Raw genomic sequence first — 23,847 nt, forward strand, 5'->3', positions numbered from 1 at the left:
ATCTACAAGTTTATTTTCTATTAAAAACTGTGCTTGTTTATCACTTCTAACTAATCCCATTACTCTACCTTTTTTACCTGCTTTTTTCTTAGCTTCATAGCAACATAACATACCAGACTTACCAGCAGCACCTAATACAAGTACACTATCATTTTCTTTGACTAACTTTTGAGTTTGAGCAGGAGCACCAGCAACATCAAGAGCCGCTAAAGCTAAGTTTTCTTCCATATCAGTTGGTAATTTTGCATATATTCCACTTTCAAATAATATAGCTTTTCCTTTTATTTCAACTCTATCTATATCTGGTTTTATATCTATTATTTCTTCTATTTTTAGAGGTGTTAAAGATAGTGAAACTAATGTTGCTATCTTATCTCCAACTTTTAAATCTATATTATCTACTAAATCGCATCCTATTTTTTCAATAGTTCCTATTAACATTCCACCAGAACCTGTAACAGGATTTTGCATTTTCCCTTTTTCCTCAACTATTTCTAGTATTCTGCACTTTATTTTTTCTATATCATGATTACACTCTTCTTCTATTTGTGTAAAACTAGCAGAATCTATATTTAAGGCACTAACATCTATTAACACCTCATTATCGTATATTTCCATGTCATTATTAACCTTGATTGCTGGTTGTGGTAATACATTTTCATTTATAACCCTATGAGTCCCGTATTTGCATCCTTTCATAAACATCCCCCTATATATAATATTTAAATTTCTAATTATCCTAACTTAATAAATCCAGCATCACCTAACCCTAATATTTCACGTGCTTCACTAGGTGTTGCTATTTCTCTTTGAAGTTCCTTAGCTATCCTTACTGCCTTTTGAACTAACTCTCCATTTGAAGTAGCAAGTACTCCTTTTTTCATATATACATTATCTTCAAATCCAACTCTTACATGGCCACCTAGCAATATACTTAGAGCTATCATTTCAAATTGAGCTTTCCCTACACCACTTACAGTAAAGGTAGCATCTGAAGGTATACTTTCTCTCATAAATATTAAATCTCTATAAGTTGCACTTATACCTCCATTAACTCCCATAACAAAGTTAAAATGCATATTATCTTTTATAAAGCCTTTTTTATTTAACCTTAAAGCCATGTCTACCATGCCTTTATCAAATACTTCTATTTCTGGCTTAACTCCTAGTTGTATCATTTTCTTACCAAACTCTTTTATAGTATTTTCAGTGTTTACAAATATATCATCTCCACCAAAGTTACAAGTTCCACAATCTAGAGTTGCCATTTCAGGAGCTAAATTTACTGGCTGTATTCTTTCCTCATTGCTCATTCCCACAGCTCCACCAGTTGAAGGTTGGACTATAACATCTGGGCAAGCTATTTTTATAGCATCCATACATTCTCTAAATCTATTTATATCTTGAGTAGGAGTACCATCATCACTTCTTACATGAAGATGTATTATTGATGCTCCTGCATCATATGCTGATTTTGCTTCTTTTACTATTTCTTCTACTGTATATGGTACGCTAGGATTATGTTCTTTAGTTACCTCAGCACCACATATTGCAGCAGTTATTATTAATTTTTCCATATTAAAGCCTCCCTTTTAAAATCTTTGCTTATCTTTAGGCACTACACAAGTTCCACTAGCTTTACATACTACTATTGGCTTTAATAAAATTTCTGCTGCTGATTCATTTATATCAGTTCTTGGAACTATAACTTTTCTAGCTTCAAATACCATTTTTCTTGAACTATTTCCAAATGCAACTATTTCACCAACTGCTTCTATGTAATCTCCTGCATAAACTGGAGCTAAAAATTCTATATCATCATAAGCTTTAAATAAGCCTTCATCTCCATCATGTTTTATTAATAATTCAGTAGCAACATCTCCAAATAATTGAAGCATCTTAGCCCCATCTACTAAATTACCACCATAGTGAGCATCATGACTTCCCATTCTAACTCTTATCATAGCTTTCATTTTAAATCCCCCTTATATATTGATTTGATTAAGCTAAGATTAATAGCTTAATCAAATCTTAGTTATAATTTTTATTTATTTTTTAATTCTTCTATTAAGTTTTTGATGACCTTATTAACATCTCCTACTATAGAAACATCTGCTACTTCAAATATTGGAGCTTCTGGATTTTTATTTATAGCAATTATAAATTCAGACTCTTCCATTCCAGCTAAATGTTGTATAGCACCAGATATACCACAAGCAAGATAAAGATCTGGTCTTACAGTTTTACCAGTTTGACCTACTTGTCTACCCTTATCTACCCATCCAGCATCTACAACAGCACGAGATGAACTCACTTGGGCACCTAACAAGTCTGCTAATTCATATAATGCATCCATATTTTCCTTAGAACCTATACCACGTCCTGCTGATATAAGTATTTTTGCATCTTCTATATTAATTTTCTTTATATTTTCACTTACATATTTTAGTATTTCTATATTTCTATCACTTTCTTCAAATGCTACTTTTAGATTTTCTATCTCACCATTTAAAGAAGTGTTTTTTTCTAATTTTTTCATAACTCCTGGTCTTACAGTACTCATTTGTGGTCTATGATCTGGACATATTATAGTAGCCATTATATTTCCACCAAATGCAGGTCTAGTCATAAGTAGACCTTTAGTTTCTTCATCTATTTCTAAAGATGTACAATCTGCTGTAAGTCCTGTATGTAGGGTAGCACTAACTCTTGGTGCTAAATCTCTACCTATAGTAGTTGCACCAATTAGCACTATTTGAGGATCTTTTTTATTTATAACTTCACAAAGTGCTTTAGTATAAGTATTTGTTATGTAAAGATCTAGATTTTCATCATCCACGCAAATCACTTCATCCGCCCCAAAGTGTATAAGCTCATCACATAAATGATTTACTTTATATCCTAGTAAAACTGCACTTACTTTATCATCTAATTTATCTGCTAATTCTTTTCCTTTTCCTAATAACTCCAAAGAAACTTTTTCAATAACAGCATTTCTTTGTTCTATAAAAATCATTACACTCATTCTTTTTACCTCCTATACTTGCTACTTCTTAAGCAATGTGTTGGCTAACTACTTAGTTATTATAAATTTTTCTTTAAGAGCATCTAGTATTATAGATGCACCTTGCTTTTCATCTACATCATGAATCTTACCAGCAGTTTTAGCTCCCTTAGTAAAAGACTTCTTAACTTTAGTTGGAGAACCTTTAAGACCTATATCATCTAAACAAACATCTATATCTTTTAAATTCCAAGTTTCTATCATATCTTCATTAAAACAGTCGTAAATTCCAGAAACTCTCATGTATCTCGGACTATTCATTTCTTTTAAAGTAGTTATAAGTAGTGGCATCTTTGCTTTTATAACTTGATAACCATCTTCAAAAGCTCTATTTACAATCACACTATCATCTTTTACTTCTAACTTTTCTACATAAGTTATAGAAGGTATATCAAGGTGCTTAGCTATTTGAGGACCAACTTGTGCAGTATCTCCATCTATTGCCTGTCTTCCTGCTATTATTAAATCATAGTCTAGCTTTTTAATAGCACCTGCTATAGTAGAAGAAGTAGCTAAAGTATCAGCTCCTGCAAAAGCTCTATCAGTAAGAAGTATTGCTTTATCCGCACCCATAGCTAAAGCTTCTTTTAAAGCATTTTTAGCTTGAGGTGGTCCCATAGTTAAAACAGTAACCGTCGCATGCAATTTATCTTTTAAATTTAAAGCTTCTTCTAAACCTGCCTTATCATCTGGATTTATAATACTTGGTACACCATCTCTTATTAAAGTACCAGTTTTAGGATCTAGTTTTACTTCTGTAGTATCTGGTACTTGTTTTATACAAACTAAAATATTCATATTTTTCTCCTCCAATCTGTGAAATTATTTAAGTAAATCTGCACTTATAACCATTCTTTGTACTTCTGATGTTCCTTCATATATTTCAGTAATCTTTGCATCTCTCATCATTCTTTCAACATCATATTCACGAGTATATCCGTATCCACCGTGAAGTTGAACGGCTTTAGTAGTAACTTCCATAGCAACTTCTGATGCATAAAGCTTTGCCATAGCAGCTTCTACACTAAAAGATTTACCTTCATCTTTTTTACTTGCAGCTTTATATACTAAAAGTCTAGCTGCTTCTACTTTTGTTTTCATATTTGCAAGTTCAAATTGAGTATTTTGAAAAGCTGATATACTTCTTCCGAATTGTTTTCTTTCTTTTACATACTCAACTGTTTTATCTAAAGCACCTTGTGCTATACCTAGCGCTTGTGCTGCTATTCCTATACGTCCACCATCTAGAGTTTTCATAGCTATCTTAAATCCTTGACCTACTTTTCCAAGTAAATTTTCCTTAGGTATTATGCAATTTTCAAATATAAGTTCACAAGTCGCAGAACCTCTTATACCAAGTTTCTTTTCTTTTTTACCTATACTAAATCCAGGTGTATCTTTTTCAACTATAAAAGCTGATATTCCACGAGTACCCTTTGATTTATCAGTCATAGCCATAACTATATAAACATCAGCAGGACCTGCATTAGTTATAAATATCTTACTTCCATTTATTATGTAGTTATCTCCATCTAAAAGCGCTGTAGTTTGTTGACCTGATGCATCAGTACCAGCATTAGGTTCAGTTAAGCCAAAAGCACCTAGTTTCTCACCTTTTGCAAGTGGTACTAAATATTTTTGCTTTTGCTCCTGAGTACCAAACTCATATATAGGAGCCGCTCCAAGTGAAGTATGAGCAGACAAAATTACCCCCGTAGTACCGCAAGCTTTAGAAAGCTCTTCAACTGCTATTGTGTAACCTAAATAATCTCCACCTTCTCCACCATACTCTTTAGGGAAAGGAATCCCAAGCATTCCACACTCTGCCATCTTATCAACAGTTTCATATGGAAATTTTTCTTGCTCATCTATTTCATGAGCAATAGGAGCCACTTCATTTATAGTAAACTCTCTATACATTTGTTTTAATAATTCATATTTATCCATAACAATCTCCCTCCTTAATAAACTTTATATTTAAGTAACTTATTAACTATTGATAATCATAAAATCCTTTTTTAGTTTTTCTACCTAAAAGTCCACCTCTAACCATTTTTCTAAGTAGTGGATGAGGTCTATATTTTGAATCTCCAAATTCACTATAAAGTACTTCCATTATATTTAAGCAAACATCTAAACCTATAAGATCTCCTAGTGCTAATGGCCCTATAGGATGATTCGCTCCTAACTTCATTGCATTATCTATGTCTTCTACACTTGCAATATTTTCTGCAAGTATTCCTACAGCTTCATTTATCATAGGCACTAATATTCTATTAACTATAAATCCTGGTGCTTCATTAACACTTACTGGAGTTTTGTTAATATCTGTTACTAAATTGAAAATTGCATCATGAGTTTCTTTGGATGTTAGCATCCCATCAATTACTTCTATTAATTTCATAACTGGTGCTGGGTTGAAAAAATGCATTCCTATTACCTGATCTGGTCTATTTGTGCTTAAAGATATGTCTGTTATTGATAAAGATGATGTGTTTGTAGCTAATATTGTTTTCTTTTTACATATTTGGTCTAATTCTTTAAATAATTTCTTTTTAATATCTATATTTTCAACAATTGCCTCTATTACTAAATCGCAATCCATCGCTTCTTTTAAATCTATCGTTGCGCAAAGTCTTTTTAATGCTTCATTTTTTTCTCCTTCTTTTAACTTTCCTTTTGCTACCATTTTTTCTAGACTTTTAGTTATTGATATGACTCCTTTTTCTAGAGTTTCATCACTTATTCCTCTAAGTATTACTTCATGCCCACTGCATATAAGGACCTGAGCAATACCACTTCCCATAGTACCACTACCTATTACCATTATCTTCATAAAGCTTCCCCCTCCTGATACAATGTATATAATTAATTACCTTTTATATCTGCATGTATATTGAATTTTGCATTTCTTTTTTCTAAAAATGAACTCATACCTTCTTTTTGATCATGACTTGCAAAGCATAATCCAAATAAGTAACTTTCTAAATTTATAGCATTATCAATATCTATTTCATAACCCTTATTTATAGCAGATTTTGCATATCTTATTGCAAGCTGACCTTTTGACGCAATCTTTTTAGCCATATTCATACATTCATCCATTAAAATTTCAGGCTCTACAACCTTATTTACCAAGTTTATATTTAAAGCTTCATCAGCTTTTATAATATCTGCTGTATATACAAGTTCCTTAGCTTTGCCCATTCCAACTATTCTGGCTAATCTTTGAGTACCGCCAAACCCAGGTAATATTCCAAGATTAACTTCAACTTGACCAAATTTAGCTTTTGAAGATGCTATTCTAATATCACAACTCATAGCAAGCTCTAGCCCTCCACCTAAGCAAAATCCATTTATGCCTGCTATTATAGGTTTATCACTGTTTTCTATTTTTCTAAATATCTCATTTCCCATCTTAGAAAATCTTCTAGCTTGTTCAAAATTCATATCTTTCATAGCTTCTATATCAGCGCCTGCTACAAATGCACGACCTTGTCCACTTATTATACCCACGTAAATATCCTCATCATTGTTAAGGATGTCAATTGCATCACTTAACTCTTTTAATACTTCTTCATTTAAAGAATTTAAATACTTTTCTCTACTTATAGTAATTGTGTATATATTGTTTTCTTTTTCACAAACTAAATTCTTAAACATATTAGTTCTCCACCCTTACACCGTATTTAATAAAGTATATGTAAAACTTTTTTTATATATGATTAATTTTTTATTTATTATTAAAAAGTTTTACTAGTTCTTAGCACAATACTGCTTTTACATACTTTAGTTGTAGTTAATAAAGTATATGAAAAATTTCTGTAGATATGATATATAAATATATAAACAAAATTTTATATACCATATTTAATTTACAATTATATAATTCTATCAACTTATTTAAACTTTCTTCTTTAAGTATAGAGTCTTGACTCTAAGCATCTATTGATTTATATCTATTTACAACTGTTATTAAATCAAGAATACAATTACTGGAACAAGTAAAAACTAATAATGAAATTCTTACTGTTATTTATAATGAAAAAAAATTAAATGCCCCAAAAGAATTTATTAATACTCTACATGCCTTAGATAAGTGGGTTAAGAGATGCAAATATAGTTATAAAGGCTTTCAATCAGGCCGAGGAGTTGTTATGTTTTAATACATTTTTATAGAGTACTGTATAATTAAAGTATAAGAAAAAGGAGAAGTTTGAAAATGGAAAATAAAAACTTGGAATTAAAAAAATTTAAAGGGGTGAAAGTCGATTACATGTATGGACAATTGTCATGCATAAATGAAGGTGACAAGATTTCGTGGTATTGGGCTCCAGAAAAATATTGTGAATCATATTATTTATATGGAAAGATTAATACTAGGGAAGATATTGAACTTGAAAAAGAAATATTGTCAGTTTTGGAAACTGATTACTTTTATGATTATGTAATGACAGTTATTGAAAATGGCATGAATAAAGAATTTGATGGCGAAATGTTTTCTTATTTATATAGGAAGCTAAAAAAATAAGTTAAAACGCTTAAATTACTAGATTTATTTCTAGTGATTTAAGCGTTTTTTTGTTAAAATTATTAAATTATTTGATGCTTTTTATTGCATTATTTGCAAATTCAGTATTAACTATATCTTTATAAGGAGCCTCTTTATCTAATTCTTTAGCTTCCTTCATAACTTCCATCAATTTATTTAAACTTTTTTCTTTAAGTATAGGATCTTGGCTCCAAGCATCTATTGATTTATATCTTTTTACAACTGTTGTTAAATCATCTTGTGATATATCAGTAAAGAATGGTTGCATAGCTTTAGCTACTTCTTCATCTGAAGCACTTTGTACCCATAATTGACCTTTATATACTGCGTTAGTAAATCTTTGGATTAAATCTTTATTGTCTCCCATAAATGATTTAGTGGTAGAATAAGCAGTGTATGGGATTTCTCCAGAGTCTTTACCTATTGATGTTACTATATGTCCAGTAGCATCTTTTTCTAATTGTGTTCCAGTTGGTTCAAATGCAGTTGTAAAGTCAGCTTCTCCAGCAACAAAAGCACCAGTCATTACTCCAAACTGTACATCAGTTCTTACATTAACTTCGCCTGCTTTAGTGTTTTCACCTATTGTAAGTCCATTTTGCTTTAATACATATTCAAGAGTCATTAAAGGCACCCCACCTTTTCTTCCTCCTAAAATTTCCTTACCTTTTAAATCTTCATATTTAAAATTAGGCATTTCTTCCCTAGCTATTAAGAAACTTCCATCTCTTTTAGTCAGTTGAGCAAAATTTACAGCATAGTTTTTATTTCCTTGATTATAAACATAAATAGATGCTTCAGGTCCCATAAGCCCTACTTGAGCTTCTCCTGAAATAAGTGCAGCCATAGTTTTATCTGCACCTTGAGTGTTTATAATATCAATTTTTATTCCTTCCTCTTCAAAGAAGCCTTGAGTTACAGCCGCATATTGTGGTGCATAAAATACCGAATGTGTAACTTCAGCTATTGTTACTTTGTCTAATTTTTTTTCACTTGTATTTTGTTCACTTGGTGTAGACGCACACCCTGTAAGGCAAAGAGCACTTAATGCTAGAGAACTTGCCAATGCAACAAACTTTTTAAACATAACACACCCCTCCTATTAATAATTTAATTTTTTGCAAAACTTTAATGATAATATATAGTATTACTTAGGTATGTTATTTGTTACTTTTGGACATGATCAATATTGTTTAATTAAAAAAACTGTAGGTAAATTTGTTTTTACACAAACCTATCTACAGTGCTATTTTTATTTAAATATATTTTTCACTTTACCTAAAAAACTTTTATTTTTTTCTTTTTCTTTTACTTTTTTTATTTCGCTATCTTTATTTTTTTTAGATTCTAATTTCACATTTTCATCTTTAGGCTCTATTTCATTTATTATTTCATTGTCTATTTCTTTATATAATTCAACTGTTGTATTTTCTTGTGGTTTTGTCTTATCTATTATTTGTTTTGGTTTAGCTTTATCTATTACTTCTTGCACTGACACCTTACATGCACCACATATTGTTGATGCTTTTGTTGCTTTTTCTACTTCTTTTAGTGTCCTTGCTCCATTTTCTACTACATTTATTATTCTTTTCTCTGTTATATTAAGACATCCACATATTACTTTATCTGTACTGTCTATTATTTCTTGAATTGTTTCTTTGCATTTTCCGCATCCAGTTCCAGCTCTTGTTATGTTTCCTATTGAATCAACTGTTGTTGCTCCATTTTTTATAGCTTTTACTATTTCTTCTTCTGTTATTTTATAACACCTACATACTATTTTTTCTTTTGGCTTCGCTTTATCTATTACTTCTTGTACCGACGCCTTACATGCTCCACATATTGTTGTTGCTTTTGTTTCTTTCGCGACTTCTTCTATTGTTGTTGCTCCATTTTCTACTGCATTTATTATTCTTTTTTCTGTTATATTAAGACATCCACATATTACTTTATCTGTATTGTCTATTATCTCTTGAATTTTTTCCTTGCACTTTCCGCATCCAGTTCCTGCTCTTGTTATATTTCCTATTGAATCAACTGTTGTTGCTCCATTTTTTATAGCTTTTACTATTTCTTCTTCTGTTATTTTATAACATCTACACACTATTTTTTCTTTTGGCTTAGCTTTATATATTACTTCTTGTATTCGATCTTTACAATTTCCACATATGGTTCCAGATTCTATTACTTCACCTATTTTTTTAACTGTTGTTAATCCATTTTCTACTGCATTTACTATTTGTTTTTCTGTTATATTAAGGCAACCACATATTATTTTTTCTTTTGACATTTATTTCCTCCTGATGTATGTTTTTTATATTGTTTTAATTTTCATGTATTTACTTTATTAAAAATATAATAATCTATAATAAAATATTTTTATCATTTATACCCATAATTTTAATTTACTAACTCATTTTTATAGTTAAATTTCACATAAATGAAAAAAAATGGGTGAATGAATTAATAGTAGGGATAATGCCGAGAAAAAACCTCATAAATATACAAAGATACTTAGAACTTTATCTATAAGCATAAAATAAGGAAAGGAATTAAATTTATGGAAAAAATAAAGAAAATTTTAAATGAAAGAGAAAAATGTTTAACTGAAAAAAATCATAATATGACTGATGAATATATAATTAGTAATTTTTTATTAATAAACGAACCAGATTACTTTGAAAAAAACATATTAGATAAGCTTATTAATATATTAATAAGCTTAAAGGAGCCCTATTTAATATATTCGATTCCACAATTAATAGAAGTATTAAAAGATTTAAATTGGCCAGGAAGTATAGATTCGCTTGAATTTTTATCAACTCTACCTATTGAAAAATATATAGTAAATCTAGAAAATTCAATGGCGAATGCAATAAAAGAGAATGATGAGGACTGGTTATTTGGAATCTTTTATCTTATAGAAAAAGTAAATATTAAAAAGGATTATTTTAAAAGTAAAGATATCTATATTAAGGCAAGCGAGATACATAAAAAAATATGTAGATAAAATTGTGTATCATCAAAATAAAAGAAAATGAATTTATTAATATAGATTCAAGTAAGGTTGCTATTATTAGAATTTTTCTCTTTAAATCCATATTTATATTCTCACCTTTCCACTTTTATAAACCTTTATATTAACATCACTCATTTTGTAACTTACATTTATCTCAATTAAGTTTTAAAATGAGTGATGTTAATTATAATTGTACGAAATATAAGTTACAGATTAAAAGTAGCATCCTTTATTTTAAAATTCAATAGACTGTACAAAACTGGGCATTTTTTAGATAAAAACCTAAAATTTGAACAATTCATATATATTTTTATAACTTTTTTGCCAATTATTGTAGTATAATATATATATAGCTATTTATAACATAGCCACCGTCTTATGATGGGCGATTTACTTAAACATATAAATTTAGCACATGGAGGTAACAACTATGAAATTAAACAGACTAGAAAATGTTTTATCTGGAATGAAGGAAAACGATATATCTCAAATGTTGGTTACAGATAAACTATCTATATTTTATTTAACAGGTAAAGTGATAGATTGTGGAGAAAGATTAATAGCTCTTTACTTAAATACTAATGGAGAACACAAATTATTCTTAAATGAGCTATTCCCAGTTCATGAAGATTTAGGTGTTGAAAAAGTTTGGTTTAACGATACTCAAAATGCTATAGAAATAGTATCAAATTATATAGATAAAACTTCTACTTTAGGAGTTGATAAAAACTGGCCTGCAAGATTCTTATTATCATTAATGGACCTTTGCCCTAACTGTAAATACATAAACTCATCATTTATAATAGATTCTTTAAGAATGTGTAAAGATGATGAAGAAAAAGAATTCATGAGAAAAGCTTCTCAAATAAATGACATGGCTATGATAAAGCTTCAAGAAGCTTTATTAGAAGATTTAACTGAAAAAGAAATGGCTTCAAAGCTTACTTCAATATATGAAGATTTAGGAGCAGATGGGTTCTCATTCTCTCCAATAATTGGATATGGTGCAAATGGTGCAGATCCTCATGCTCATCCTTCTGATGCTAAAGTAAAGCCAGGTGATGCTGTAATACTAGATATGGGATGTATTAAAGATAACTACTGCTCTGATATGACTAGAACAGTATTTTATAAAGAAGCTCCAGAAAAAGCTAAAGAAGTATTTGAAATAGTACTTGAAGCTAATAAAAGAGCAATATCACTAGTTAAACCAGGAATGAGATTCTGTGATATAGACAATGCTGCAAGAGATTATATAACTGAAAAAGGTTATGGTAAATACTTCACTCACAGAACTGGTCACTCTATAGGTCTTGAAACTCATGATATGGGAGATGTTTCAGCTATAAATGAAGATTTATTAAAGCCTGGAATGATATTCTCAGTAGAACCAGGGATATACTTATCTGGAGAGTTTGGTGTTAGAATAGAAGATTTAGTATTAGTTACAGAAGATGGACATGAAATATTAAATAAGTACAATAAAGAGTTAAATATAATAAAGTAATTATAATAAATAGACAGGCTAGGATAATTTTTCCTAGTCTTTTTTGTGAATATTTAATTGAAGACTTTTTTATTATATAATTATGTTATTTAGGGGGAATACATTATGAAGAGAATAGACGAGAGAGATACTATGTTTGCAAGAGCAAACTACAAAAAAGGTAGTAAAGCTTATGAGGATTATTACTTGAAAAATCCAGATAAAAAGGAAATTGATGATAGTTTAAGAAGCAGACCAAATTTATGTGAAGAAGGTACTATGACTTACAATGAAATAAATTCAAAAATGGCTAGTTGTGCTTTTGAGTTTTTAGGAGATATAAATCATTTATGTGAAAAAGATGTTGTATCTGAAAAATTAGATGTTGATAGTAAGATTATAACAAAGAGAATAAAAGGTCTTGCAAAGCAGTATGGGGCAGCTGTTATTGGGATTACAAAATTAAATGAATCTCATTTATATACTCATAGAGGTCGTCACGAAGAATCTTATGGTGATGAAGTAAATTTAAATCATAAATATGCAATAGTTTTTGGTTGTGAAATGAATAAAGAAATGATAAATCGTTCACCTATGATTTGTGAAGTAATTGAAACTAGCAAATGTTATGTAGATGCTTCCATAGTTGGTATGATGCTTAGTTATTTTATAAGAAGTTTAGGATATGATTGTCGAAATCATATGGATGCAAATTACCTAGTAATGCCAGTATTTTTAGCTCGTGATGCTGGTCTTGGAGATATAGGAAGAAACTCTATTTTAACTAATAAAGACTATGGTTCTCGTTTAAGACTTGGAGTTGTAACTACTGATTTAGATCTTGAAATTGATGAAGCTTTTGATTTTGGACTAGAAGAGTTTTGTAACGTTTGTAAGAAATGTTCTTTTAACTGCCCTTCTCACTCACTTAGCAATGAGCCAAAAATAAGTGATGATAAAACTTACAATTGGGTAATAGACCAAGAATCTTGTTATAAAAAATGGAGATATCTAGGAACTGACTGTGGTATGTGTATATCATCTTGTCCATTTAGCCAGAATTTAGAGACAATAAAAAATACTACTACTTTTAAGAATAATCCAGAACTTATACAAAAAGCTTTAGATGAATTTAAGAAAAAATTTGGAAGCAGAGTATTCGTTCCTGGAAATCCTTCTTGGTTAAGATAGTTAAAATGGATTAACATTTTTTGTTAATCCATTTTGAGCAATGGATATACCTGAAGCGAAAGCAAAGGTATATCATTTTGGACATAAGCGAAGTGAATTTTTTATATGCTACCACTTTGCATAATGGTCTTCAAACCAACAAAGTACGTCTTCAAACATAATTTTTTCATCATTTACTTTCACTACTCCACTTAATTTTCCTATATGTTGTTTTAAACTAGATTTAACTATTAACTTATTCTTTATCTTATCATTTATATTAATTATCTTAAAATTTAAATCAATATCTTCACAATCTATAGATTTTACAGACCATTTATTTATATCTGTTTTTTCAAATTTAGCATCACAATATATTTTATACAAAACTCCATTTAATTTAATAGCATTTTCATTGATGCCTGTATTATCAGTATATTTTGCACCTAAATTTAACCCTACTTTATTATCTTCATTCTCAAATCCACAAGTTAACCAATACCAAGATTTCTCTCTTTCCCATATACCTCTACCATAATCAATAAATCCAAAAGAATCACTTATATCATATTCTTTTTTTCCTATACTTATATATCCCCTAGATTTTAATGGAAGTTGTTTAGAAGTATAATGGAATTTCTTTTCACTCCATGGTATTAGCACATTTAAAGACTCTTCTTCTAAAATCAAATTAGCATCTATATCAATTTCATCCCATTTAATCATAGCATGTAACCTATCATTTACTCTGATTATATTTATATACATATCCTTATTTTGAAAATGTGCATATGAACCAATAGAATTGTGTATTATAATTCCATTGCAAAAAGGTACTGTAATACTTTTGTGGATTTCTTGGTTTTCTTTTAAGTCGTAAAAATCTATAAAAATTAACCCTGCATAATCTAGTTTTATTATAGCAAATGCACAAATATAATTTTTATTCATCCACATATAATGATTCCATATTTTTTTTCTGAAATATCCTGTGTCTATATCGCAGTTTAAAAAAACTTTTCTACTCCAACCTATAGAATCTTGATTTATTTTTCCATCTTTTGAGCATATAAAATTCTTATTCTTTAATTCCTTCATACACTCTTCCCCCATTCTTCATGTTAAATAAATTCTTATTCTAATGTTCTTGTAAATATGCATTTATTTTTGATATTATTTTATTTTCTAAATAGTTTTTAGATAAATACACAACTTGAAATTTATATATTAAATAGTTTTTATACAAAAAAATATGACATATCAAGTTCTGATATGCCATACCTTTTTTAGGTTTATTTAACCCATACTTAATTCATCTTTAAGACCATCTGTACTTTGCTCTTTAGATAAATATTCATGCATAGCTACTGCAACCTTTTTCCCTAAAGCAGTTGCATAACAAGCTGTTTTATCTCCTTTTACTATATCTCCTGTTGCAAATACATCATCTATACTAGTTTTAAAATTATTTGTTATAACAGTTCCTCTATCATCAACTTCAACAGGAGCAATTTTTTCAATATCTTGTGACATTTGCCCTACTGCAAATATAACAATATCTGCATCTAATAGTAGTTTCGAGTTATCATTAACTCCTACAAATTCCATAGCACGTACTTTATTATCTTCATCTCCAAAGATTTCTACAGAATCAAAGTTATCAAATATAGGTACATTTACATGATGAAGGTAATTTAATTCTTTCTTACTGGCTGTCATTTCTTCTATCGGACATCTAACAACAACTCTTACATTTTCATATCCTATAAGCTTCGCAGTAGTTCCACAGTCCATTCCAACATCACCGCCACCTATTACAATGGCACTTTTACCTACATTTATTTTACCATCTTTACTTTTTGCTTTTGCTAAAAAGCTAACTGCATCTGTAACACCTTCAAGATTTGAACCTTTCATGTTCAGTACTCTACCTTTATTTAGACCACTACATAATAAAAATGCACTAAATCCTTGCTCTCTTAAATCATCTAATGTGACATCTTCTCCAACTTTACAATTAGTTACAAACTTAACCCCTAAACTTTCTATATACTTAATATCTTCTTTTATAACTTCCTTAGGTAGCCTATGTGGTGGAATACCATAGCTTAACCAACCACCTAATTCTTCTCTAGCTTCAAATACAGTTACATTATATCCACTTTGTGCTAAGTATGCTGCTGCACAAATACCCGATGGACCTGATCCTATTATAGCGATTTTTTTACCTTCTTTGTTAAGTTCAGTATCACTTTTTATAATCGATTTTTTTTCTTTTTCATATTCAGTTATAAACTTTTGAATATAGGGAATCATTATAGGATTTTTTAAAGATGTTTTTCTACATCCTCCTACGCAGTAAGTATCATAAGGGCACACCCTAGAACATATACCTGCTAATGGATTATTTTTTCTTAAAACCTCTGCTGCTTTTTCTATTTCCCCATTTGCTACTAATTCTACGAAAACCCTTGGATCACTTCCAATAGGGCAACTCTTGCTACATGGTGCATCCTCACACAAAAGACATCTTTTCGCTTCTAAAATAGCTTCTTCTTCAGTAAAGTATTTAGCTGATTCAGTTAAGTATCCTACACTACTCATTGTTTTCCCCCTAATAATAAATTTAAATCAGGTATAATTATAAGATTTAATATTGGCCAACTTAATACTAAATAGTATAGAAATATCCCCATATGTTTCTATTTCGAATAATTACCTTCCATTTTTATACTTAAATTATAGTATATTAAATTCTAAAATGTAACATTTATACTAATAAAATACAATAAGTTTTAAACTATTATATATTGCTCTTTTTATAACATTAATATATAATAGTTTTTTTCTATAAATATTTTTTTATAGATAGCTCAAAAATGAAAACAGGAATATAATAATAGTGACTTTGTAAATATTATTTATTTACTAGCACTTAATTTTATTTTAGAGGTGTTCACAATGAGTATATATTTAAAATTATTAAAAAAAGATAAAAAGAATACTATTTTAGACTTATTAAATTTCAATGATTTATTGTATGAAAATGATGAAATTATCGTAGATGACAATCAAGATTTTAATGATGACTTTAATGACTTTGATGAAAATGATACAATCTACTATTTATAATTAATACTCTTATGCTTAAAAATATCAACCAATAATAATATAAAAACAGAGTGTTTCAAAATTATTATATAATGATTTTGAAACACTCCATTTTTTATATTATTATTTAATTGATTTATCCAAGTAAACTTAAAAGTATTCCTGCTGCTACAGCTGAACCTATAACTCCTGCAACGTTAGGTCCCATAGCATGCATTAATAAGAAGTTACCTGGATTTTCTTCTTGTGCAACCTTATGAGCAACCCTTGCTGCCATTGGAACTGCTGAAACTCCTGCTCCACCTATAAGTGGATTAATTTTTTCCTTAGTAAATTTATTCATTATCTTAGCACATAATACTCCCGCTCCTGTACCTATTCCAAATGCTATTACTCCAAGAACAAATATTTTTAACGTTCCTATACTTAAAAATATTTCAGCTTGTGCTGATGCTCCAACTGATAGTCCTAAAAATATTGTAACTATATTCATCAATGCATTTGTAGCAGTTTCTGATAATCTATCTGTAACTGTGCATTCTTTAAGTAAATTACCAAACATAAGCATTCCTATTAAAACTGCTGCTGCTGGCAATAATAGTGAAACTACTATTGTCACGACTATAGGAAATAGTATCTTAACTTTCTTAGATACAGGTTTACTTTGAGTCATCACTATAGATCTTTCTTCCTTAGTAGTTAAAGCTTTCATTATCGGTGGTTGTATTATTGGAACCAAAGCCATATATGAATATGCTGCAACTGCTATTGGTGCTAGCAAGTGTGGTGCTAATTTTGTTGTTAAGTAAATAGCTGTCGGTCCATCTGCTCCACCTATTATACCTATAGATGCTGCCTCTGGTCCTGTAAAACCTAAAAGTAATGCTCCTATAAAAGTAAAAAATATTCCAAATTGTGCTGCTGCTCCAAGTAATATACTCTTTGGATTTGCTATTAATGGACCAAAGTCTGTCATAGCTCCAACTCCTAAAAATATTAATGGAGGGAATATTCCAAGTTGATCTCCTTGGAACAAATAATGTAGTAGCCCACCTGGCGTCTTGGTATTAATACCAGCCTCAATAACTCCATTAGCTGCTGCTCCTATAGGCTCAATTGTAGAAACTGGCCCACTCATAACTCCTGAAAGAGGAAGATTTGAAAGTAACATACCAAAAGCTATAGGCACTAGTAATAAAGGTTCAAAACCTTTAGCTATTGCTAAATATAATAGAAGGCAAGCAATTAGTATCATTACTAATTGTCTCCAGTCCATATTAACAATACCCATTGATTGAATAAAATTAGTTATAACTTCTCCCACGGGTAAGTCCCCCTTTTCTAAATTTCTATCCTATAGTTATTAAAACATCTCCTACGCTTACTGATGCCCCTTTTGATACGTTCATTGCTGAAATAGTACCATCACAGCTTGCCATTAATTCATTTTCCATCTTCATCGCTTCAAGTATTAGTAATACTTGACCTTTCTTAACACTATCTCCAACCTTAACACGAACATCATTGATAGTTCCTGGCATCGGTGCATTAACACTTCCTGACCCTCCACCTGCTGGTACTGCTTGAGGTTTTGGCACTTGTGGTCTCGGTGCAATCGATGTTACTACTTGAGGTTTTGATACTGCTACCCCCTCACTTCCTAGTTCTTCTACCTCTACATCATAGGTATTTCCATTAACTGTTATATTATATTTTTTTATCATTGTTAAGCTCCCCCTATTGTTATTATCCCAACTCTAAACTTGAGCAACGGATGTGACCGAGTGTATGCAAGCGTCATATCGTTGACGACATGAGCAAAGCGAATTTTACTTGCTGATATTCTTTGACATACTTTCCCAACTTGATTTAGAGTTGTTACTTCTTACTATTTTTCTAACTAATATATTATTATTGCTATTTCCAGTAGTTGCACAAATTGCTGCAGTTATTACTGATACTAATTCTTCATTATTTTCATAATCACCGCTTGTATTTTGATATCCTAAATCAGCTTCTTCATTTTTTATAAGTTGGGTTTCTGTTTGTTTATTTGTTTTTTCTCTTTGCAACAAACTTATTATTGTAGATATTAGAACTAACACTATAAATACTACAACCATTGAAAGTATCGTTACACTAAAACCTGCTAATAATTTTTCACCTACTGTAAGACCTGCTGAAGGATCTTTTAGAGCCTCTAATAATTGACTAATATTCATAATTTACCACCTTCCTATAAAGGTATATTTCCGTGCTTTTTAGGCGGTCTATCTTCACGCTTAGAAGATAACGTATCTAGTGCATCTGCTAGTCTTATTCTTGTTAATGCTGGTTCTATTACATCATCAATATATCCTCTTTCAGCCGCTTTATATGGAGTTGCAAACTCATCTGTATACTCTTTTATTTTTATTTCTCTCATTTCCTTAGGGTTTTCTGAATTTTTTATATCATTTTTAAATATTATATTAGCTGCTCCACTTGGTCCCATAACTGCAACTTCAGCACTTGGCCAAGCTAAAACCATATCTGCACCTAAATCTTTTGAACACATTGCTAAGTACGAACCACCATAGGCTTTTCTTGTAATTAATGTAAGTTTTGGAACAGTAGCTTCACTATATGCATAAAGCATCTTAGCTCCATGGCGAATTATCCCACCATATTCTTGTGAAGTTCCTGGTAAAAATCCTGGAACATCAACTAAGCTAAGTATTGGAACATTAAATGCATCACAAGTTCTTATAAATCTTGAAGATTTATCAGAAGCATTTATATCTAAACACCCTGCCATAAAATTAGGTTGATTAGCAATTATTCCTATACTTTCCCCATTTATTCTTGCAAATCCAGTTATTATATTTTGTGCAAAGAATGGTTGCACTTCATAAAAATCACCTTCATCTATTATTTCATATATTATTTCTTTCATATCATATGGTTTATTTGAATCATCTGGTATTATACTATTTAAAATTTCATTTTTTCTATTAGGATCATCTATTATACACTCAGCAACTGGAGTTTTTTCTGAGTTATTTGAAGGTAAAAAACTTAATAACTTTCTTATTTGAGCTATGCAATCTTCATCATTTGAAGCCATAAAATGAGCTACTCCTGAAGTAGTATTATGAGTCGCTGCTCCACCTAAAGCTTCAGCAGTTACTTCTTCACCTGTTACTGTTTTTATAACTTGTGGACCTGTTATAAACATTTGACTTGTTTGCTCTACCATATATACAAAATCTGTTAGTGCTGGTGAATATACTGCCCCACCTGCACAAGGTCCCATTATTGCAGATATTTGTGGTATAACTCCTGATGCTATAGTGTTTTTATAAAATATTTCTCCATATCCAGCAAGTGCATCAACACCTTCTTGTATTCTAGCTCCCCCAGAGTCATTAAGTCCTACTACTGGAGCTCCAACCTTTATTGCCATGTCCATTACTTTTCCCATTTTCTTAGCATGCATTTCCCCTAATGATCCACCAAGTACTGTAAAGTCTTGTGCAAAAGCACAAACTAATCTTCCATCCACTTTTCCGTATCCTGTTACAACACCTTCTCCTGGTATTTCTTGTTTTTCCATTCCAAAATTAGAACATCTATGTTTAACAAAAGCATCTAACTCTACAAAAGTGTTTTCATCAAATAATTTATTTAATCTTTCTCTTGCAGTTAATTTTCCGGATGCATGTTGCTTATCTATTCTTTTTTGTCCCCCACCTATTTCTATCTTACTTCTTTTTTCATTAAGTAAATTTAATTTTTCTTGCGACACAAAATCACCCCCAAAAGATTTTAAATTCTATCTATTGTCTTTCACTTAGTTCTAATAGTACCCCGTCTGTTCCTTTTGGATGACAAAATGCTATTTTAGCATTTCCTGCTCCATATCTAGGTTTTTCATCTATCATTTTATATCCCTTAGCTTTAACTTCTTCTATAGCTTTTTCTATATTATCAACTCTTACTGCTACATGTTGAATTCCGCCACGTCCTCCATTTTTTGCTATAAATTTTGCTATTGGTCCATCTTCTGTTGTTGACTCTAATAACTCAATTTCAGTATCTCCAACTGGTAAAAAAGCAACTTTAACCTTTTGATCTTCTACTACTTCTGCGCCTTCACATTTTAAACCAAGTACATCTTCATAAAATTTTAAAGTTTCCTCTAAATTATTTACAGCGATTCCCACATGATCAACTCTTAATATATCCATTTTAAACTCCCCCTTTTATAACTCTCAGTCATTATTTTTTGTTTATTACTTTTTCAAATAATATATTACTTATTGAATAAGGATCTATCTCCTTAGTAATAGTCTTAGCTAATAGTTCATCAATTCCTTCAGTATATTCTAAGTTTTTCACTAACTTAGCAATTTTTCTTTGAACTAATTCTTTTACTTCTATTATATTTCTATCCAGTCTTTTTTCATTTAATTTATTACTTTCTTCTAAAAACTGTTTGTGTTTAAGTATATTTTTATAAGTTTCGTCTATACCTTCTCCAGTTTCAGCTATAGCTAAATTTACTAAAGGTCTAAATTCCCAATCTTTTTTAAAATCTAACATCATTTGTATTTCTAATGATGTTCTTTTAGCTCCATCTTTGTCAGCTTTATTTACAACAAATACATCTGCAATTTCCATAACTCCAGCTTTTATAGCTTGTATATCATCGCCTAAGCCTGGAACCATTACTATAAGTGTAGTATCAGCAGTTTTTACTATATCAATTTCGGATTGCCCCACTCCAACGGTTTCTATAAATATATAGTCACAGCCATATGCATCTAAAACTTTTATAGCAGCTTGAGTTGCATTAGATAAACCACCTAAACTGCCTCTAGTTCCCATAGATCTTATAAATACTCCTGGATCTGTACTTAAATCATTCATTCTTATTCTATCTCCAAGAATAGCTCCCTTTGTAAAAGGGCTAGTTGGATCTATAGCAATAATGCCTACTTTTTTATTTTCTTTTCTTATTAATTTCACTAGCTTATCAGTAAATGTAGATTTACCAGCACCAGGGGGACCTGTTATGCCTACAACATAGGCCCCTCCAGTGTATTTGTGAATTTTTTTTAAGGCATCTTCATATCCACAAACTTCATTTTCTACAATAGTGATAAGTCTAGCACAATCTCTTTTTTTGCCTTCTAGAACTCCATTCACTATCTCATTCATAATATTATCACCTTTACTGGTCTAAATTTCTTTTAAGGTTTGTTCTTATAAAATCTATCGTTACTGAAGTTGATGTTCCAGGAGTAAATATTTCAGCTATACCTTTTTCTTTTAATGAAGGTATATCCTCCTCTGGTATAACTCCCCCACCTATTATTAATACATCATCAGCTCCTTCAGCTTTTAATAACTGTGCAACTTTTGGTAGCAAGTGATTGTGAGCTCCTGATAATATACTCATAGCAACAACATCAACATCTTCTTGTATTGCTGCTGCTACTATCTGTTCTGGTGTTTGACGAAGTCCAGTATATATAACTTCTATCCCTGCGTCTCTTAATGCTCTAGCTATTACTTTGGCTCCTCTGTCATGCCCATCTAGTCCTGGCTTTGCAACTAATACTCTTATTGGTCTCATATTTTCGCTCCTCCCCCTATATCATAATTGTTTGTTTATATTCACCGAATTCTTCCCTCATAACACCGCACACTTCACCTAATGTTGCATATTCTTTAACTGCCTCTAATATATATGGCATTACATTTTCATTAGAATTACAAATTTTTCTTAATACTTCTAACTTTTCTTTTACTTTATCATTGTCTCTTTTTTCTTTAAGTTGTGCTATTTTCTCTTTTTGTTGTTCTCCAACTATAGGGTCTACTCTTAATAATCCTTTTGGAGATTCTTCTTCTATTTGGAATTTGTTTACACCAACGATTATTCTATCGTTGTTTTCTATTTCTTTTTGATATTTATATGCACTATCCATTATTTCTTGTTGTATAAATCCTTTTTCTATAGCTTGTGGAGCTCCACCTAATTTATCTATTTTTCCTATTAATTCTAAAGCCTGTTCTTCTATTTGATTAGTTAAGCTTTCTATATAATAAGAACCTGCTAGTGGATCTATACTATCAACTACACCACTTTCATTTGCTACTATTTGTTGTGTTCTAAGTGCTACTCTTACTGAATCTTCTGTTGGAAGTGCTAGTGCTTCATCTTTTGAATTAGTGTGTAATGATTGAGTACCTCCCAGTACTGCTGCTAATGTTTGAATTGCGACCCTGACTATGTTATTTTCTGGTTGTTGAGCTGTTAGTGTACATCCTGCTGTTTGAGTGTGGAACTTAAGAGCCCATGATTTAGGATTAGTTGCTTTAAATCTTTCTTTCATTATTTTTGCCCATATTCTTCTTGCTGCTCTGAATTTTGAAACTTCTTCTAATAAATTGTTATGTGCATTAAAGAAGAACGATAATCTAGGTGCAAAATCATCAACATGAAGACCTGCTTCTATAGCTGCATTAACATATGCTATACCATCAGCTAATGTAAATGCTACTTCTTGAACTGCATTTGCCCCAGCTTCTCTTATGTGATATCCTGAAATACTTATTGTATTCCATTTTGGTACATCTTTTGAACAATATTCAAATATATCAGTTATTAGTCTCATAGATGGTTTTACTGGGAATATGTAAGTACCTCTTGCTACATACTCTTTTAATATATCATTTTGTATTGTTCCTCTTAATTTATCAGGAGAAACACCTTGTTTTTCAGCTACTGCTATATACATAGCTAAAAGTACTGATGCTGGTGCATTTATAGTCATTGATGTAGATACCTTATCTAAAGGTATTCCATCAAATAATATTTCCATATCAGCTAAAGAGTCTATACAAACTCCAACTTTACCAACTTCACCTTCAGATATAGAATCATCAGAGTCATATCCCATTTGTGTAGGAAGATCAAATGCAACTGAAAGTCCCATAGAACCTTGTTCTATTAAATATTTATATCTTTTATTTGACTCTTCTGCTGTTGCAAATCCTGCATACATTCTCATAGTCCAGAATTTTCCTCTATACATAGTAGGTTGAACACCTCTTGTAAAAGGATACTCTCCTGGATAACCTAAATCCTTCTGATAATCAGTTTCAACATCTAATGGTGTATATAATCTTCTTACTTCCTCACCTGTGTCAAATTCAAATTTTTCTTTTCTTTCTGGAAACTTAGCTAAGCTTTTATTAACTTTATTTTCTTCCCATTTGTCAAATCCAGCTTGAAGTTGTTGATTCTTGCTTTCCATGAAAAAATCCCCCTTATTATTTACACTAAATATAAACTTTTAAGTTTACTTTAGACTTTTTATATAAAATTTGTTGCTTGTATACACTATTTCTTATCTTTTAATTTGACCTTAATAATCTCTGTCTGTATATTATAT

25 protein-coding genes are annotated in these 23,847 nt (G+C 30.4%); 5 read left to right on the forward strand and 20 right to left on the reverse strand.

Features of this window, described 5'->3' with window-relative positions; all coding sequences use genetic code 11:
• The 8 genes from kdd to AC11VW_RS14215 form a co-directional block, all read right to left on the reverse strand.
• Positions 1-699: L-erythro-3,5-diaminohexanoate dehydrogenase (gene kdd, locus AC11VW_RS14180; protein ID WP_484302082.1), on the reverse strand; the 699-nt coding region annotated here is incomplete at its 3' end.
• 35 nt (positions 700-734) lie between these two features.
• Positions 735-1,577 (reverse strand): 3-keto-5-aminohexanoate cleavage enzyme, encoded by an 843-nt coding sequence (kce, locus tag AC11VW_RS14185; RefSeq protein WP_484302083.1) that lies wholly within the window; start codon positions 1,575-1,577, stop codon positions 735-737.
• Positions 1,578-1,592: 15 nt separating this feature from the next.
• Entirely contained in the window at positions 1,593-1,973 is a 381-nt protein-coding gene (gene kal / locus AC11VW_RS14190; protein ID WP_484302084.1) for a 3-aminobutyryl-CoA ammonia lyase, read from the reverse strand.
• Between the two features lie 71 nt (positions 1,974-2,044).
• The gene (locus AC11VW_RS14195) at positions 2,045-3,025 is read right to left on the reverse strand and encodes an electron transfer flavoprotein subunit alpha/FixB family protein (RefSeq protein WP_484302085.1); all 981 of its coding nucleotides are present in this window, start codon (positions 3,023-3,025) and stop codon (positions 2,045-2,047) included.
• Positions 3,026-3,073: 48 nt separating this feature from the next.
• The gene (locus AC11VW_RS14200) at positions 3,074-3,862 is read right to left on the reverse strand and encodes an electron transfer flavoprotein subunit beta (RefSeq protein WP_484302086.1); all 789 of its coding nucleotides are present in this window, start codon (positions 3,860-3,862) and stop codon (positions 3,074-3,076) included.
• A 24-nt stretch (positions 3,863-3,886) separates the two neighbouring features.
• Entirely contained in the window at positions 3,887-5,011 is a 1,125-nt protein-coding gene (locus AC11VW_RS14205; RefSeq protein ID WP_484302087.1) for an acyl-CoA dehydrogenase, read from the reverse strand.
• Positions 5,012-5,057: 46 nt separating this feature from the next.
• Positions 5,058-5,900: a 3-hydroxybutyryl-CoA dehydrogenase gene (locus AC11VW_RS14210; protein WP_484302088.1), complete on the reverse strand. Its 843-nt coding sequence runs from the start codon at positions 5,898-5,900 to the stop codon at positions 5,058-5,060.
• 32 nt (positions 5,901-5,932) lie between these two features.
• A complete protein-coding gene (locus tag AC11VW_RS14215; RefSeq protein ID WP_484302089.1) occupies positions 5,933-6,727 on the reverse strand; it encodes an enoyl-CoA hydratase-related protein in 795 nt (264 codons plus the stop codon).
• Positions 6,728-7,286: 559 nt separating this feature from the next.
• Between AC11VW_RS14215 and AC11VW_RS14220 the strand changes: the two genes are divergently transcribed.
• Complete coding sequence (locus AC11VW_RS14220) at positions 7,287-7,595, forward strand: hypothetical protein (protein WP_484302090.1); 309 nt, start codon at positions 7,287-7,289, stop codon at positions 7,593-7,595.
• 67 nt (positions 7,596-7,662) lie between these two features.
• Here AC11VW_RS14220 and AC11VW_RS14225 read toward each other — a convergent pair whose 3' ends face one another.
• Positions 7,663-8,703 (reverse strand): ABC transporter substrate-binding protein, encoded by a 1,041-nt coding sequence (locus AC11VW_RS14225; RefSeq protein WP_484302091.1) that lies wholly within the window; start codon positions 8,701-8,703, stop codon positions 7,663-7,665.
• A gap of 165 nt (positions 8,704-8,868) precedes the next feature.
• Positions 8,869-9,906, reverse strand: a complete 1,038-nt coding sequence (locus tag AC11VW_RS14230; protein WP_484302092.1) for a (2Fe-2S)-binding protein — start codon at positions 9,904-9,906, stop codon at positions 8,869-8,871.
• A gap of 270 nt (positions 9,907-10,176) precedes the next feature.
• On the opposite strand from AC11VW_RS14230, the gene AC11VW_RS14235 reads away from it, so the two are divergent.
• The 3 genes from AC11VW_RS14235 (at position 10,177) to AC11VW_RS14245 (ending at position 13,312) form a co-directional block, all read left to right on the forward strand.
• The gene (locus AC11VW_RS14235; protein WP_484302093.1) at positions 10,177-10,626 is read left to right on the forward strand and encodes a hypothetical protein; all 450 of its coding nucleotides are present in this window, start codon (positions 10,177-10,179) and stop codon (positions 10,624-10,626) included.
• Positions 10,627-11,065: 439 nt separating this feature from the next.
• Positions 11,066-12,142 (forward strand): M24 family metallopeptidase, encoded by a 1,077-nt coding sequence (locus tag AC11VW_RS14240; RefSeq protein WP_484302094.1) that lies wholly within the window; start codon positions 11,066-11,068, stop codon positions 12,140-12,142.
• 105 nt (positions 12,143-12,247) lie between these two features.
• Positions 12,248-13,312, forward strand: a complete 1,065-nt coding sequence (locus AC11VW_RS14245) for a 4Fe-4S dicluster domain-containing protein (RefSeq protein WP_484302095.1) — start codon at positions 12,248-12,250, stop codon at positions 13,310-13,312.
• Positions 13,313-13,420: 108 nt separating this feature from the next.
• On the opposite strand, the gene AC11VW_RS14250 is transcribed toward AC11VW_RS14245, so the two are convergent.
• Positions 13,421-14,389 carry a DUF2804 domain-containing protein gene (locus tag AC11VW_RS14250; protein WP_484302096.1) on the reverse strand — a complete coding sequence of 323 codons (969 nt, stop codon included), beginning with the start codon at positions 14,387-14,389 and terminating at the stop codon, positions 13,421-13,423.
• A gap of 198 nt (positions 14,390-14,587) precedes the next feature.
• Complete coding sequence (locus AC11VW_RS14255) at positions 14,588-15,895, reverse strand: FAD-dependent oxidoreductase (RefSeq protein WP_484302097.1); 1,308 nt, start codon at positions 15,893-15,895, stop codon at positions 14,588-14,590.
• Positions 15,896-16,252: 357 nt separating this feature from the next.
• On the opposite strand from AC11VW_RS14255, the gene AC11VW_RS14260 reads away from it, so the two are divergent.
• Entirely contained in the window at positions 16,253-16,423 is a 171-nt protein-coding gene (locus AC11VW_RS14260; RefSeq protein ID WP_484302098.1) for a hypothetical protein, read from the forward strand.
• A 115-nt stretch (positions 16,424-16,538) separates the two neighbouring features.
• Here the strand turns inward: AC11VW_RS14260 and AC11VW_RS14265 are convergent, their stop codons facing one another.
• The 8 genes from AC11VW_RS14265 to AC11VW_RS14300 form a co-directional block, all read right to left on the reverse strand.
• Positions 16,539-17,726, reverse strand: a complete 1,188-nt coding sequence (locus AC11VW_RS14265) for a sodium ion-translocating decarboxylase subunit beta (RefSeq protein ID WP_484302099.1) — start codon at positions 17,724-17,726, stop codon at positions 16,539-16,541.
• Between the two features lie 25 nt (positions 17,727-17,751).
• Positions 17,752-18,126: a biotin/lipoyl-containing protein gene (locus AC11VW_RS14270; RefSeq protein ID WP_484302100.1), complete on the reverse strand. Its 375-nt coding sequence runs from the start codon at positions 18,124-18,126 to the stop codon at positions 17,752-17,754.
• Positions 18,127-18,231: 105 nt separating this feature from the next.
• Positions 18,232-18,624, reverse strand: coding sequence for an OadG family transporter subunit (locus tag AC11VW_RS14275; RefSeq protein ID WP_484302101.1), 393 nt, complete (start codon positions 18,622-18,624; stop codon positions 18,232-18,234).
• Between the two features lie 14 nt (positions 18,625-18,638).
• Entirely contained in the window at positions 18,639-20,189 is a 1,551-nt protein-coding gene (gene mmdA, locus AC11VW_RS14280) for a methylmalonyl-CoA decarboxylase subunit alpha (protein ID WP_484302102.1), read from the reverse strand.
• A gap of 31 nt (positions 20,190-20,220) precedes the next feature.
• Positions 20,221-20,631: a methylmalonyl-CoA epimerase gene (gene mce / locus AC11VW_RS14285; RefSeq protein ID WP_484302103.1), complete on the reverse strand. Its 411-nt coding sequence runs from the start codon at positions 20,629-20,631 to the stop codon at positions 20,221-20,223.
• Between the two features lie 31 nt (positions 20,632-20,662).
• Positions 20,663-21,604, reverse strand: a complete 942-nt coding sequence (gene meaB, locus AC11VW_RS14290) for a methylmalonyl Co-A mutase-associated GTPase MeaB (protein WP_484302104.1) — start codon at positions 21,602-21,604, stop codon at positions 20,663-20,665.
• Between the two features lie 13 nt (positions 21,605-21,617).
• Entirely contained in the window at positions 21,618-22,022 is a 405-nt protein-coding gene (locus AC11VW_RS14295; protein ID WP_484302105.1) for a cobalamin B12-binding domain-containing protein, read from the reverse strand.
• Between the two features lie 16 nt (positions 22,023-22,038).
• Positions 22,039-23,709 carry an acyl-CoA mutase large subunit family protein gene (locus AC11VW_RS14300; RefSeq protein ID WP_484302106.1) on the reverse strand — a complete coding sequence of 557 codons (1,671 nt, stop codon included), beginning with the start codon at positions 23,707-23,709 and terminating at the stop codon, positions 22,039-22,041.
• Positions 23,710-23,847 lie beyond the last annotated feature (138 nt).

The organism is Romboutsia sp. (genome assembly GCF_056995035.1).